The organism is Microbacterium sp. SW12 (genome assembly GCF_055391095.1).
Genome location: NZ_AP024335.1, coordinates 2,089,820 through 2,102,856, shown reverse-complemented (window position 1 = coordinate 2,102,856; position 13,037 = coordinate 2,089,820). Strand labels below are relative to the sequence as shown.

Here is a 13,037-nt window from a genome sequence, read left to right as displayed (position 1 = left end):
AGCGTGATTCGAAGCCGAATCGGCCGTCCCGACGAACGGAGAACCATGAAGGCTGTCATCGACAACGTTGTCATCGCGGAAGCTTCCCGCGATGATCTCCTCTCCATCGAGGGGAACTGGTACTTCCCGCCGAGCAGCATCGTAGCCGGCGCACTGGTCGAGAGTCCGACTCCCTACACGTGCCCGTGGAAGGGCGTGTGCCAGTACTACGACATCGTCGCCGACGGGGTTACTCACTCGGACGGCGCGTGGGCATACCCGACGCCGTATCCCAGCGCGTTCGAGCGTGTGGGGGCTGACTTCTCGGGCTATGTCGCCTTCGGGAAGGACGTGTCGGTCATCGACTGACCCGGTGCCGCCGTGATCATCTTCGACGACGTCACGAAGCAGTTTCCCGACGGAACCCGCGCGGTCGACGGGTTCAACCTGACGCTCCCCGCGCACAAGACGACGGTCTTCGTCGGCTCCTCGGGCTGCGGCAAGACGACTCTGCTGCGCATGATCAACCGCATGGTGGAGCCCTCGGCCGGCGTCGTGTCCATTGATGGCGAGGACATCGCCGGCAAGGACCCCGTCAAGCTGCGCCGGGGGATCGGCTACGTCATGCAGAACTCGGGCCTCCTGCCGCACTACACCGTGATCGACAACATCGCGACGGTTCCGGTGCTGCAGGGACTGTCGCGCTCGGCGGCTCGGAGCCGCGGTCTCGAGCTCATGGACACGGTAGGTCTCGATCGATCATTCGCCAAGCGCTACCCGAGCCAGCTTTCCGGCGGCCAGCAGCAGCGCGTGGGGGTGGCGCGCGGCCTTGCGGCTGACCCCAACATCCTGCTGATGGACGAGCCCTTCGGCGCTGTCGACCCGATCGTGCGCGCCGAACTGCAGCAGGAGTTGTTGCGGCTGCAGGACGAGGTCGACAAGACGATTGTGTTCGTCACGCACGACATCGACGAGGCGTTTCTGCTGGGTGACCAGGTGGTCATCCTCGAGAAGGGCGCGCACATCGCGCAGGTCGGTACGCCGAGTGAGATCCTCGAGAATCCGGCATCCGAATTCGTGGCCTCGTTCATCGGCGCCGATCAGGGCAAGCGCTCGCTGCGGTTGAAGAAGACCGCCACCGGCACTGCAGTGATCGATGGGCAGGGGCGCACGCAGGGCATGCTCAGCGATCCGGACGAGAGCGCGCGAGGCGTCCCGTCGTGAGCTGGGTTCTGGACAACCTCGGCCTGATCCTCCAGCTGTCGGTGGAGCACCTCCGCCAGTGTCTGATCGCGATCCTCCTCGGGTTCGTTCTGTCGATTCCGCTGGGCTTTCTTGCCTGGCGGTTCCGTCTCCTCCGGGGTGCTGTCGTCACCATCACCGGATTGATGTACACCATCCCCTCGCTCGCGCTACTGTTTCTGCTCCCCGCCCTCTTCGGGTATGTAGCGTTCAGCGATCTGAACCTCATCCTCGCGCTGACGCTCTACGCGATCGCGCTTCTGGTGCGGTCGGTTGTCGACGGACTCAACTCTGTCGACGAGGGCGTACGTGGCGCTTCCACTGCTATGGGCTTCTCAGGTGCGCGTCGGTTCTTCGCCGTCGAGCTTCCGCTGGCCGGCCCCGTCATCCTCGCGGGTCTGCGGGTTGCTGCCGTGAGCACGATCGCGCTTGCACCGGTGGGCATTCTCGTGGGCGTGTCGAATCTGGGGTACCTGTTCACCAATGGTCTCCAGCGCCGCATCATCCCCGAGGTCCTCGCGGGGGTCGTCGCCGTCGTCATTCTCGCCCTCGTGATCGATCTCGTGCTGGTTCTGATCGGGCGGATACTGATGCCGTGGACGCGCCGGACGCGAGTACGGCCTCGCGCAGCCTCATCCGCTGCTCCTGCGGAGGCGAGCGCATGAATCTTCTCATCGACGCCTGGGCCTGGATCATCGCACCCGAACAATGGTCCGGCCGATACAGCCTGCCAACGCTGCTGCTCGAGCAGCTGGGCTACACCTTCGCCGCCGTCGGAATCGCCGCTCTCATCGCCGTGCCGATCGGCTGGGCAATCGGACACACCGGCAAAGGACGCGAGGTCGCTGTTGCCGTTTCGGGCGCGGCGCGCGCCATTCCCTCGTTCGGGCTACTGATTCTTCTCGTCCTGGTCATCGGTGTGACGCGCCGGGCTGAGGCTGCGCTGATCACGTTCGTCCTCCTTGCCATCCCGTCTCTGCTGGCCGGCGCCTACACGGGCCTCCAGGCAATCGATCGGGCCACGATCGACGCGGCGCGCGCCATGGGGATGACTCGCTGGCAGACCCTGTGGCGCGTCGAGGTTCCGCTGGGTCTCCCGCTGCTGGTCGGCGGGCTGCGGACCGCCACTTTGCAGGTCGTCGCAACCGTCACCATCGCCGCCTACGTGAACCTGGGTGGGCTGGGATTCCCGATCATCCAGGGCCTTCCACTGCGGGCGTTCGATCAGGTTCTTGCCGGATCGATTCTCGTCGCCCTTCTCGCCCTGGTCCTCGATGGTCTGCTCGCGCTCCTGCAGCGCGCTGCACTGCCGCGGGGACAGCGCGCCACGAAGACCCGGCGTACGCCATCCGACACCGGGCCCCGGTCCGCCCAAACGCCCGCTCGGGTCCCTGACACCGTCGCGTCTAGCCCGTCCACCTGACCGCACCATCCCGCACCACCAGAAAAGAAAGAGGCACCATGACCACCACACGCACCCTCCGCGCCGCCGCGCTCGTCGGCGCCGCCGCGCTGCTGCTGGCCGGCTGCGCTTCGGGCAACCCGCTCGAGGAACCCACCGACGGTAGCGGCAGCGGCGAGATGATGTCCGACACGATCGTGGTCGGCTCGCAGGCTTACTACTCCAACGAGATCATCGCCGAGATCTACGTGCAGGCTCTCGAGAACGCCGGCTTTGATGTCGAGCGTCAGTTCAACATCGGGCAGCGGGATGCCTACATCCCGGCGCTCGAGAGCGGCGAGGTGACGCTCTTCCCGGAGTACAGCGGAAACCTCCTGCAGTACTTCGACCCTGAGACGACGGCACGCACGGCCGATGAGGTCTACGCGGCACTGCCCGACGCGCTGCCGGAAGGACTGGTTGTGCTCGACCAGTCCACCGCGACCGACCAGGACTCGTACACCGTCACCTCAGCATTCGCCGATCAGTACGGTCTCGTCTCGATCGCCGACCTCGCTAACGTCACCGAGCCCCTGACGCTCGGCGGCCCGCCGGAGCTTGCCGAGCGCCCCTACGGGCCGACGGGGCTTGCCGACGTGTACGGCATCGACGTCGGCTTCTCGGCGACGGGCGACACCACGTTCGAGGACCTCGAAGCTGGCACGATCAACCTCGCCAACATCTACACGGCCGACCCGCGCATCCAGACCGCGGGCCTCGTCGTTCTCGAGGACCCCGAGGGGCTTTTCCTGGCTTCGAATGTCGTCCCGGTCGTGAACGCGGATGTCGCTGACGAGATCGCCGACGTCATCAACGCCGTGAGCGCCGCCCTGACCCCCGAGGGTCTGGTTGCGCTGAACGTGCAGAGCACGGTTGACGAGATGTCGCCCGCCGACATCGCGTCGCAGTGGCTGCAGGAGAACGGCCTGAGCTAACAGCGCGACGTCAACGAAGCGGCTGCCACCCGAGAGAGAGGGTGGCAGCCGCTTCGGCGTTCGGTGGGTGGTGGGTCAGCGGCCGAACAGGCTCGCGAAGAAGCCTTTCGATGGCTCGTTTTCGTGCCCGGCACAGCGCTGCGCTTTCGGGACCCCGGCGAGGGCCTGCTGCACGTGCTGGCCGCAGCCGCCCCACGTGACCTTGCCGCACTTCCGGCACGTCGTCTGATAGCACATGGTGTCTCCTTCACTGGCTGCGCGGGCAGCACAAATGGCGGTCCGTCACCGTGACGGTCCGAGCGATGAGTGTTCGGGGATGCGGCTCAGGCGAGCGACAGGAAGAGCTTCTCGAGCTCCTCCTGCGTCAGGCCCTCGGCCTCGGCGGTGCCGTCCGGGTCGGCGACGCAGTCGCGCATCGCCGCCGAGATGATGGCGAACCCGGCGCGGTCGAGAGCGCTCGTGACGGCAGACAGTTGCGTCACGATGTCGCGGCACGTGTCACCGGCCTCAACCGAAGCGATGACAGCGTTCAGCTGACCCTGTGCGCGCTTGAGCCGGTTGGTGATGCGCTTGCGTGTTGCAGCCTGCTCCTCGGGGGTGCCGGTGATCATCATGCGTGGACCTCTTCTCTGACAAGAATGCTGGCGGCCTGATCGCCCCACCACTGGCGAAGGGTCTGCGTCCCACCCGACAGGGAGAACGCGTCAAAGCCGTTTCCTACCAGGATGCGGTAAGCGATGTTCGATCGGACGCCCGCCGCGCACAGCGCTGCGATCGGGCGGCCCTGCGCTGCCTCACGTACCTCGTCGATGCGCTCACGAAGTTCGGTGTGTGGAATGTTCAGCGACCCCTCGATGTGGCCGCTGCTGTATTCGCGCGGAGTTCGGACGTCGAGGATCAGTGCGGATTCCCGCATCTGGTCGAGCTTGTCGGCATACCAGAGCTTCAGCCGCCCGTTCTCGACGTTTTCGGCGACCATCCCGACGAGATTCACGGCGTCTTTGGCTTGACCGTACGGCGGCGAGTAGGCAAGGTCGAGATCCATGAGGTCGGTCGCCGGCAGGCCGGCACGGATCGCGGTCGCGAGAACATCGATGCGCTTGTCGACTCCTTCATAACCCACGGCCTGCGCTCCAAGGACTCGTCCATCGTCCGTCGAGACATGCACGATCAGGTGCACGGTCGAGGCTCCAGGAAAGTAGCCGGCGTGCTGCATCGGGTGCAGGTGGATCGTCGTGTAGTCGATTCCCGCGGCATCCAGGCTCGCACGGTTCGCCCCGGTCATCGCTGCCGTGATCTCGCCGACGCGCACGATGGCAGTGCCGACGGGCTGGGGGATGGGCCGGCCGCCAGCCATGCCGAAGATGTCGTCGGCGATGAGCCGACCGGCGCGGTTGGCGGGGCCGGCGAGGGGCACGGGGCGCTGGACGCCTGTGACGGCATCCGTGCTGATGACCGCGTCGCCGGCGGCCCAGACTCCCTCAGCGGAGGTGCGTCCGCGATCGTCGACGACAATCGCGCCTCGAGCCGTCTCGATTCCTGCAGTCTCCACGAACGCGGTGTCGGGGCGAACGCCGACCGAGAGGACCACGAGGTCGGTCGGGATGCGGGTGCCATCCGCGAGGACGACGACATCCTCATCGTCGCCGACCTCGACGCTCTCGGCGGCGACACCGGCGTGGACCCGGATGCCGAGATTTCGCAGCTGTGTCGTCACGACCGAGGCCATCTCGCGCTCGAGCGGCGGGAGAACATGCGGGGCAAGCTCGACGACGTCGACCTCGAGCCCGCGATGGCGCAGGGCCTCGGCGGCCTCGAGTCCGATGAACCCGGCGCCGAGCACGACGCCGCGCGTGGCGCCGTCATCGACCCACTTCTTGAGGGTCACGGCGTCCGCCACGGTGCGAAGCGTCCGCACTCGCGGGGAGTCGAGCCCGGGGAGGGGCGGCCGAATGGCGACGGCGCCCGGCGCGAGGATGAGCGCGTCGTAGCTGAGGTCTTCGACGCCGGAGGTCGAGGCGACAGTGACAGCCTTCGCGGCCGTGTCGATCGCTGTCACATCGTGCCCGGTCCGCACGTCCAGGTTGAGGCTTGCGCGCAGGGTCTCGGGCGTGTGCAGAAGCAGCGACCCCTCGTGGGGGATCTCGCCGCCGACGTGGTACGGAAGGCCGCAGTTCGCGAACGAGACCTCGGGGCCGCGTTCGAGCACAATGATCTCGGCTGACTCGTCGTGACGGCGGGCGCGGGCGGCCGCGCTCATCCCGGCGGCCACGCCGCCTACGATGACGATGCGCATGGAGCACTCACTTTCTGGAGAAGAGATGCAGTGAGCATACCCCAGGGGGTATACGGGGGGCAAGCTGACCGCATCACGAGAGCCACCTCGTGCCAGCGAGGGACAACTCGGCTCGACGAGGGACAACTCGGCTCGACGAGGGACAACTCGGCTCGACGAGGGACAACTCGGCTCGAGGAGGGACAACTCGGCTGGAGGAGGGGGCTAGGTTGCGAGCTCGGTGAGCTCGAACCACCGCTCCTCGAGAGAGGCGGTCTCTGTTTCGACCTCGCGGAGTTCATCGCCGAGGCGCGTCAGACCCGCGAAGTCGCTCTGGTCGTGCGCTGCCATCCGCTCGTGGATCTCGGCGGTGCGCTGGGTCAGTCGCTCCAACTTGCGTTCGATCGCGCTCAGCTCCTTCTGTGCGGCGCGCAGATCGGCGCCCGACAGCCCCGGTTCCGACGTCTGCTGGGCTGCCGACGCGGCGCCCGATCGGTCAGGTCCGGCATCCGTGGTCTGCTCTCGCAGCCGGAGGTACTCGTCCACCCCGCCGGGGAGGTGCCGTAGTCGTCCCGCGCCGCCGGGTCCGGGGAGGATCGCGTACTGCTGGTCGGTGACGCGCTCCAGGAAGTACCGGTCGTGGGAGACGACCAGCAGAGTGCCCGGCCACGAGTCGAGGAGGTCTTCCATCGCCGCGAGCATGTCGGTATCGAGGTCGTTGGTCGGTTCGTCCAGGATGAGAACGTTCGGCTGGTCCAGCAGGATCAACAGCAGCTGCAGGCGGCGCTTTTGCCCTCCCGAGAGGTCGCGCACGGGAGTCGAGAGCTGCGCGGATGAGAAGCCGAGCCGTTCAAGCAGTTGGCCTGGGGTGAGTTCTTGCGCTTTCGAGCCGGAACCGATCGTGTAGCTGGTGCGGAGCCCACCGATCACGACACGTACAGGGTCGGCCAGGTGCTGCTCGAGTTCGTCGAGACGCTGCGTGAGGGTTGCCACCCGCACGGTCTTTCCCCGCTTGACCCGGCCGCCCGTGGGAGAGACGCTGCCGTCGACGAGCCCGAGAAGGGTAGACTTCCCGGCGCCGTTGACGCCAAGGATTCCGGTCCGCTCGCCCGGCGCGATGCGCCACTCGATGTCTCGGAGGATCTCGCGGCCATCGAAACTCACCGAGGCATCCAGCAGATCGACCACGTCTTTGCCAAGGCGGGTGACTGCCAGCGACTGCAGTTCGGTGGAGTTGCGGATCTCGGGGACATCCGCGATCAGCGCGTTGGCCGCATCGATGCGGAACTTCGGCTTGGAGGTTCGTGCCGGGGCGCCGCGGCGCAGCCAGGCTAGTTCCTTGCGCGCGAGGTTCTGTCGACGTGCCTCGATGGCGGCAGCCTGGCGATCGCGTTCGACGCGCTGCAGGATATAGGCCGCATAGCCGCCCTCGAACGGTTCGACGATCCGGTCGTGCACCTCCCATGTGAGGGTGCACACCTCGTCGAGGAACCACCGGTCGTGGGTCACAACCAGCAGCGCCCCGGCGTTCGCTGTCCACCGCTTCTTGAGATGTGCGGCGAGCCACGCGATCCCCTCCACGTCGAGGTGGTTCGTCGGTTCGTCCAGGATCAGGACGTCCCAGTCGCCGATGAGCACTGCTGCGAGGGCGACGCGGCGCCGTTGACCGCCCGACAGGGTCGAGAGGGGAGCTTTCCAGTCCAGGTCCGTGACCAGCCCGGCGAGGACGTCACGGATGCGGGCGTCGCCTGCCCACTCGTGCTCGTCGAGGTCGCCGACGATCGCTCGTCCCACCGTCTGGTTGTCATCGAGGGTGTCCTGCTGGTCGACGACACCGATGCGGGTGCCGCCACGGACGGTGACCTTGCCGGCATCCGGTTCGAGGCGGCCGGCGATCATGGCGAGCAGGCTCGACTTGCCGTCGCCGTTTCGTCCGACGATCCCGATTCGGTCACCTTCGGCGATGCCGAGGGTCACGGAATCGAAAACCACTTTCGTGGGGAACTCGAGGTGCAGCGACTCAGCGCCGAGAAGATGTGCCATCCCTTCCAGGCTAGGCGCCGCGCGGGGTTCAGCCGCGCGTCAGTACCAGAAGCTCAATCGGGGGGACTCGACGGTCTGGAAAACGCGTGCGATCCGCGTCGGATCGTCAGCTTCGACTCGACCGGCACGGGCCAGGGTCGACACCGACACGCCTCCCAGGAACAGCGACGACAGCTCGCGTACGCCGAGCCGCAGCAGGGGAACACCGGCCGGGGGAGCATCGACTGCCTCAACTGTCGCGCGACCCTCGGCATCCGTCGTCGCGATGAACGTGCCACCCGCGATCCCCAGCGAGTCGTCAACCTCGAGGGCGATGGTGTCCGCGGCGCCGAAGCGTCGGCTCGTGAGAGCTGCCGGTACGTCGAGGATGCGCACGTATTGATGGTCGGTCACGGTGATCTTCGCGGCCCGCTGGTCGGCGATCATCCACCATAGGGGCTCGTCGAGGCCGAGTTCTGATGCGCGCAGAAGCGCGATGAGATCCATCTCGAGGAGGAACCGCCACAGGCCCGCGTACGCATCGTCGGTCGCGGCGAGCAGCCACGACAGCTCGAGCGTCGACTCGCTGAAGTCGTCGGGGTTCTCGACCACGCGGTAGACCGCAAGCCCATCAACCTCACCCGCGGGCGAGCGGTACTGGATGGTGCGCAGCCGCTCGGCCTTCTCGGCATCGGGGCTCGTGCCGAAGAACCGATTGAGATGTCCTCCGGGAAGAGCGATCTCGCCGGGGGAGGTGACGCGCACGCGCTCGTGCAGGGCTTCGGCGACCTCTCGCGCCTGGTCGCGGGAAACGAAGTCCACGCGCCCCGGTGCCTCGGGTCCGATCCACCCGGCACGCCGCGTGCGGATCTCCCAGTTCGCAGCGGCGGCTGCCGCACCGAACCCGAACCGGCCGTAGATGGTCGACTCGCTGACGGTCAGCGCTGCCACCGGCAGCCCGAGCGAGGCGGCGGTTCGCAGCTCCCCCGCCATCACAGAACGAAGGATGCCGCGCCGCCGGTGCGTCGGTGCAACGGTCACCGAGCTGACGGCGCTGGCTTGGACGGTGCCACCGGGGACGGTGAGTTCGGTGGGCCATGACGCAAACGTCGCGACCGGAATCTCGGGCTGCGGGCAGGTGGCATCGTAGACGCCGAGCTTGCGGCGGTGAGCGGTGTGTCCGACGAAGGCTTCGCGGCGAACCTCGACCGGCTCGTCTTCGAGAAACCCGCGAGCGACCGCGGACAACCACGGATCGTTCTGCACCCTCGTGGCGTTGTCGATCTGCTCGATGCGCAGGCCCTGGTTGGCGAGAGCTTCCGACATCGCGGCGTCAAGTGGCGCGTCGTGAAATGGCTGCTGGTCGTCACTCATCATGCCCCCACGCTACGCGGACAGTGCGACACCGCATGCCGCCCGCCCCGTCGCTCCAGCGAGCCGGTGCTCAGTGGAAGGCGTACTCGAGGATCGCGACGAAGGCGCCGAGAAAGGCGGTTCCGGTGGCACCAAGGATGCGCTTGGCGATTCCGGCGCCCGTGCGGGAATAGGCGACGTAGCCGAGGAACGCGAGCACCAGCATCGTGACCCACAGCGCATAGGCCGACGCGTCATCCGCGGTCCTCCCCGCGGCCCCGGCGATCACCATGGCAAGCGTGGGCGGCACTGCTGCCCACAGCATTCCAGCCGAGTGTGTCAACGCGTAGCGTGTGGCTGTGCCCAGCGGATGCTTGCCGTGGTCGGCGAGCGTATAGGCGAAGACGTGGGCAATGAAGAACACGATGAGCGTGGCTACCGATGACACGACCACTTCGGCCACATCGGTCTCGTAATCGGACGTGATCATCAAGAGCGCCGAGTAGACGATGAGTCCGTACACCGCAGCCGGTGTTCGAAACCGGACATCGAACCAGTCGTGCCAGCCCCCTGTTCTCGCCCCATCGCGATTTCCGGTGGCGGGAGTCTCGGGCGAACCGGCGTCCATGAATCCGTCTTCTGTGTCAGACATCGAACCCCAGGGAGAGTTTGCGCAGCAGGGCTGCGAGGCGGTCACGGTCGGCGCGGGAGAGGCTTTCGAGCAGCACCGCTTCAGCGTCCACGAGACGGGTGATGGCGGCATCCACACGGGTTCGTCCCTCGTCGGTGAGGGTCACCAGGATGCCGCGTCCGTCGCCCGGATCGGACTCACGCCGCACAAGCCGGCGACCGACGAGCCTGTCGACGCGGTTGGTCATCGTGCCCGAGGACACGAGTGTCTGCTGCAGCAGCTGTTTCGGGCTCAGCTGGAACGGCTCGCCCGCCCGTCGCAGTGCCGACAGCACATCCCACTCCCACGGCTCGAGCTCGGAACGGCGGAAGGCCTCGCGGCGTGCCCGGTCGAGGTGGCGGGAAAGGCGGTCCACCCGCGAGAGAACTTCGAGTGGAGAGAAGTCCAAGTCGGGCCGCTGGGCACTCCAGGCACCGACGATGCGGTCGACTTCGTCGGATTCTGCGGACACTGAGCCATTATCTCGACTGATGGGGCCATTATCCCGGCCGACTCGTCCTCTGGCAGACTGGTTCGCGGCCGCGTTACGCGCCGGTCCGCCGTGGTGTAATGGCAGCACGACAGCCTTTGGAGCTGTGAAGTCTAGGTTCGAGTCCTGGCGGCGGAGCATGGCTGAGAACCCAACCCCCGTCGCCGTCGTCATTCTGGCGGCAGGCCAGGGGACGCGGATGAAGTCCGCCACGCCGAAGGTCCTTCATCAGATCGGTGGGCTTCCGCTGATCGGCCACGTGTTGCGCACCGCATCGGCACTGGCGCCGGAGCGTGCGGTGGTCGTGGTCCGTCACGAGCGGGATGTGGTGGCGGATGCCGTGACCGGCCTGCTTCCGGGAGTTGATGTCGTCGACCAGGACGAGATCCCCGGCACCGGTCGCGCCGTGGAACTGGCCCTGGCCGCGCTCGACGGCTTCGACGGCGACGTGCTGGTGCTCAGCGCCGATGTGCCCCTGGTCGAGGTCAGCGTCGTCGAGGGGCTGCTCGCGCGTCACCGCGCTGCGGCTGCATGCGCCACGCTGCTGTGCGCGACGCTCGACGACGCCACGGGTTACGGCCGCGTCATCCGTGGTGCCGACGGGGCGGTCGAACGCATCGTCGAGCAGAAGGATGCGTCGCCCGACGAGCTCTCGGTGCGGGAGATCAACACCGGAATCTATGTGTTCCGCGCCGCGCAGTTGCGCACGAGCCTTGCCTCAGTGGGCACGGCCAACGCGCAGGGCGAGAAGTACCTGACTGACGTCATCGGCATCCTCCGCACCGCGGGCGAGGTCGTCGCGGCATCCAACGCTCCGGCGGCGCAGGACGCGCTCGGCGTGAACGACCGGGTGCAGCTGTCGGAAGCGGCCCGCGCGCTCAATGCGCGGACCGTCCGTCGCTGGCAGCTCGAGGGTGCGACGATCCTGGATCCGGCCACGACCTGGATCGACGTGACAGCCACGCTCGCTCCCGACGTCACGGTCCTGCCGAACACGCACGTCCTGCGCGCAACAACTGTCGAGCGCGGGGCGACGATCGGACCCGACACGTCGCTCGTCGACTGCGAGGTGGGGGAGAACGCGACGGTCACCCGCACCGACGCGACGTTGGCCGTCATCGGCCGCGGCGCCACTGTCGGCCCGTTCGCCTACCTGCGCCCGGGTGCGACGCTGGACGCCCAGAGCAAGGTCGGTACGTTCGTCGAGATAAAGAACTCCACGATCGGTGAGCGGAGCAAGGTTCCGCACCTGTCCTACATCGGCGACACCACAATCGGGCGCGGCGTCAACCTCGGCGCCGGGGCGATCACGGCCAACTACGACGATCTCGCCAAGCACCGCACCGAGATCGGTGACGAGGTCCACTCCGGGTCGCACAACGTCTTTGTCGCGCCCGTTAGGATCGGAGACGGTGCGAAGACCGGTGCCGGTGCCGTCATCCGCAAGGATGTCCCTCCCGGTGCGCTGGCTCTGAGCGTTGCCCCTCAGCGCAACATCGAGGGATGGGTCGAGAACAACAGACCGGGAACAGCCGCCGCCGAGGTCGCCGCGCGGGCCCGGTCCGCACAGGAAGCGGACGATGGCGAGCAAGAACAAGACGGTTGATCTCGACAGGGATAGCGGTATCGCTCCCGGTCTGGTCGCCAAGACCAAGAAGCGCCTGGTCGTTGCATCCGGCCGTTCGCACCCGAGCCTCGCGGACGATGTCGCGACGGCGCTCGGCACGAATCTCGTCCCGACGGAGTACCGCACGTTTGCTTCCGGCGAGATCCTGACCCGCTTCGAGGTCTCGATCCGCGGGTGCGACCTGTTCCTCATCCAGTCCTTCGGTCCGCCCGTGAACGAGTGGATGATGGAGCTGCTCATCATGCTGGATGCCGCCAAGCGGGCGTCCGCGAAGCGGATCACCGTTGTCGCGCCGTACTTCCCGTACTCCCGCCAAGACAAGAAGGGTCGCGGGCGTGAGCCGATCAGCGCGCGTCTGGTCGCCGACCTCGTCAAGACTGCCGGCGCCGACCGGGTGATGAGCGTCGATTTGCACGCCGCCCAGATCCAAGGGTTTTTTGACGGGCCTGTCGATCACCTCTTCGCCAAGCCGGTGCTGCTGGAGTACTTCGAAGAGAACCTCTCGCCCGAGGACCGCGCCAAACTCACCGTCGTCTCGCCGGATACCGGACGTGTGCGCGTTGCCGACACCTGGTCGGACAGCCTGGGCGCACCGCTGGCGATCATCCACAAGCGTCGCGATCCGAACGTCGCCAACCAGGTCACGGTCAGCGAGATCGTCGGCCAGGTCGACGGTCGTGTCTGTCTTCTCGTCGACGACATGATCGACACGGGTGGCACGATCGTGAAGGCCGCGCAGGCGCTGAAGAAGAACGGCGCCGAGCGCGTCATCGTCGCCGCGACCCACGCGGTCTTCAGCGACCCGGCCAGCGAACGGCTCCAGGATGCGGCAATCGATGAGGTCGTGGTGACCGACACGATCCCGATCCCCGACCGCAAGCGCTGGGAGACCCTCACTGTGCTCCCGATCGCACCGCTGCTGGCGCGTGCGATCCGCGAGGTCTTCGAGGACGGCTCGGTCACCAGCATGTTCGACGGCGCCGCCTGAGCCGAGATCTCTCCG

14 protein-coding genes and 1 tRNA gene are annotated in these 13,037 nt (G+C 67.0%); 8 read left to right on the top strand and 7 right to left on the bottom strand.

All coding sequences use genetic code 11. The annotated features are described in order from the left end of the window. Positions 1-45: 45 nt before the first annotated feature. Genes MICSW_RS10665 through MICSW_RS10645 form a run of 5 tightly spaced genes read left to right on the top strand, consistent with a single transcriptional unit; the run spans position 46 to position 3,597 of the window. Positions 46-348, top strand: coding sequence for a DUF427 domain-containing protein (locus MICSW_RS10665; protein WP_228176991.1), 303 nt, complete (start codon positions 46-48; stop codon positions 346-348). 12 nt (positions 349-360) lie between these two features. Next, positions 361-1,203, top strand: a complete 843-nt coding sequence (locus MICSW_RS10660) for an ABC transporter ATP-binding protein (RefSeq protein WP_464495727.1) — start codon at positions 361-363, stop codon at positions 1,201-1,203. Then, complete coding sequence (locus MICSW_RS10655) at positions 1,200-1,886, top strand: ABC transporter permease (RefSeq protein WP_341579392.1); 687 nt, start codon at positions 1,200-1,202, stop codon at positions 1,884-1,886. The genes MICSW_RS10660 and MICSW_RS10655 overlap by 4 nt, the downstream gene beginning before the upstream one ends. Continuing rightward, positions 1,883-2,644, top strand: a complete 762-nt coding sequence (locus tag MICSW_RS10650) for an ABC transporter permease (RefSeq protein WP_464495724.1) — start codon at positions 1,883-1,885, stop codon at positions 2,642-2,644. Before MICSW_RS10655 ends, MICSW_RS10650 begins: the two co-directional genes overlap by 4 nt. A gap of 38 nt (positions 2,645-2,682) precedes the next feature. Further along, on the top strand, positions 2,683-3,597 hold the full coding sequence (locus MICSW_RS10645) for an ABC transporter substrate-binding protein (protein ID WP_464495721.1): 915 nt from the start codon (positions 2,683-2,685) through the stop codon (positions 3,595-3,597). Positions 3,598-3,672: 75 nt separating this feature from the next. Here MICSW_RS10645 and MICSW_RS10640 read toward each other — a convergent pair whose 3' ends face one another. The 7 genes from MICSW_RS10640 to MICSW_RS10610 form a co-directional block, all read right to left on the bottom strand. Then, positions 3,673-3,834, bottom strand: a complete 162-nt coding sequence (locus MICSW_RS10640; RefSeq protein WP_195691894.1) for a hypothetical protein — start codon at positions 3,832-3,834, stop codon at positions 3,673-3,675. Between the two features lie 86 nt (positions 3,835-3,920). Continuing rightward, positions 3,921-4,208 carry a metal-sensitive transcriptional regulator gene (locus MICSW_RS10635; RefSeq protein ID WP_374197992.1) on the bottom strand — a complete coding sequence of 96 codons (288 nt, stop codon included), beginning with the start codon at positions 4,206-4,208 and terminating at the stop codon, positions 3,921-3,923. Then, the gene (locus MICSW_RS10630; RefSeq protein WP_464495719.1) at positions 4,208-5,893 is read right to left on the bottom strand and encodes an FAD-dependent oxidoreductase; all 1,686 of its coding nucleotides are present in this window, start codon (positions 5,891-5,893) and stop codon (positions 4,208-4,210) included. The genes MICSW_RS10635 and MICSW_RS10630 overlap by 1 nt, the downstream gene beginning before the upstream one ends. 204 nt (positions 5,894-6,097) lie before the next feature. Further along, a complete protein-coding gene (locus MICSW_RS10625) occupies positions 6,098-7,915 on the bottom strand; it encodes an ABC-F family ATP-binding cassette domain-containing protein (protein ID WP_464495718.1) in 1,818 nt (605 codons plus the stop codon). 39 nt (positions 7,916-7,954) lie between these two features. Further along, on the bottom strand, positions 7,955-9,271 hold the full coding sequence (locus MICSW_RS10620; RefSeq protein ID WP_292736161.1) for a GNAT family N-acetyltransferase: 1,317 nt from the start codon (positions 9,269-9,271) through the stop codon (positions 7,955-7,957). Positions 9,272-9,338: 67 nt separating this feature from the next. After that, on the bottom strand, positions 9,339-9,899 hold the full coding sequence (locus tag MICSW_RS10615) for a hypothetical protein (RefSeq protein ID WP_292736164.1): 561 nt from the start codon (positions 9,897-9,899) through the stop codon (positions 9,339-9,341). Continuing rightward, positions 9,892-10,389 carry a MarR family winged helix-turn-helix transcriptional regulator gene (locus tag MICSW_RS10610; RefSeq protein WP_292736167.1) on the bottom strand — a complete coding sequence of 166 codons (498 nt, stop codon included), beginning with the start codon at positions 10,387-10,389 and terminating at the stop codon, positions 9,892-9,894. Before MICSW_RS10610 ends, MICSW_RS10615 begins: the two co-directional genes overlap by 8 nt. Before the next feature lie 84 nt (positions 10,390-10,473). Here MICSW_RS10610 and MICSW_RS10605 point away from each other — a divergent pair. The 3 genes from MICSW_RS10605 to MICSW_RS10595 all read left to right on the top strand — a co-directional run bounded on the left by MICSW_RS10605 (position 10,474) and on the right by MICSW_RS10595 (position 13,022). Continuing rightward, positions 10,474-10,545 (top strand) — tRNA-Gln (locus MICSW_RS10605). Between the two features lies 1 nt (position 10,546). Then, positions 10,547-12,013, top strand: a complete 1,467-nt coding sequence (glmU, locus tag MICSW_RS10600; RefSeq protein ID WP_464495710.1) for a bifunctional UDP-N-acetylglucosamine diphosphorylase/glucosamine-1-phosphate N-acetyltransferase GlmU — start codon at positions 10,547-10,549, stop codon at positions 12,011-12,013. Beyond that, positions 11,988-13,022 (top strand): ribose-phosphate diphosphokinase, encoded by a 1,035-nt coding sequence (locus MICSW_RS10595; protein ID WP_228177003.1) that lies wholly within the window; start codon positions 11,988-11,990, stop codon positions 13,020-13,022. Before glmU ends, MICSW_RS10595 begins: the two co-directional genes overlap by 26 nt. The last annotated feature ends 15 nt before the right edge of the window (positions 13,023-13,037 follow it).

Excerpts from the sequence above, each read along its gene's own strand:
- MICSW_RS10595 (WP_228177003.1), top strand. The coding sequence starts at position 11,988 with ATGGCGAGCAAGAACAAGACGGTTGATCTCGACAGGGATAGCGGTATC.
- MICSW_RS10645 (WP_464495721.1), top strand. The coding sequence starts at position 2,683 with ATGACCACCACACGCACCCTCCGCGCCGCCGCGCTCGTCGGCGCCGCC.
- MICSW_RS10650 (WP_464495724.1), top strand. The coding sequence starts at position 1,883 with ATGAATCTTCTCATCGACGCCTGGGCCTGGATCATCGCACCCGAACAA.
- MICSW_RS10630 (WP_464495719.1), bottom strand. The coding sequence starts at position 5,893 with ATGCGCATCGTCATCGTAGGCGGCGTGGCCGCCGGGATGAGCGCGGCC.
- MICSW_RS10635 (WP_374197992.1), bottom strand. The coding sequence starts at position 4,208 with ATGATCACCGGCACCCCCGAGGAGCAGGCTGCAACACGCAAGCGCATC.
- glmU (WP_464495710.1), top strand. The coding sequence starts at position 10,547 with ATGGCTGAGAACCCAACCCCCGTCGCCGTCGTCATTCTGGCGGCAGGC.
- MICSW_RS10665 (WP_228176991.1), top strand. The coding sequence starts at position 46 with ATGAAGGCTGTCATCGACAACGTTGTCATCGCGGAAGCTTCCCGCGAT.
- MICSW_RS10625 (WP_464495718.1), bottom strand. The coding sequence starts at position 7,915 with ATGGCACATCTTCTCGGCGCTGAGTCGCTGCACCTCGAGTTCCCCACG.
- MICSW_RS10620 (WP_292736161.1), bottom strand. The coding sequence starts at position 9,271 with ATGATGAGTGACGACCAGCAGCCATTTCACGACGCGCCACTTGACGCC.
- MICSW_RS10615 (WP_292736164.1), bottom strand. The coding sequence starts at position 9,899 with ATGTCTGACACAGAAGACGGATTCATGGACGCCGGTTCGCCCGAGACT.
- MICSW_RS10640 (WP_195691894.1), bottom strand. The coding sequence starts at position 3,834 with ATGTGCTATCAGACGACGTGCCGGAAGTGCGGCAAGGTCACGTGGGGC.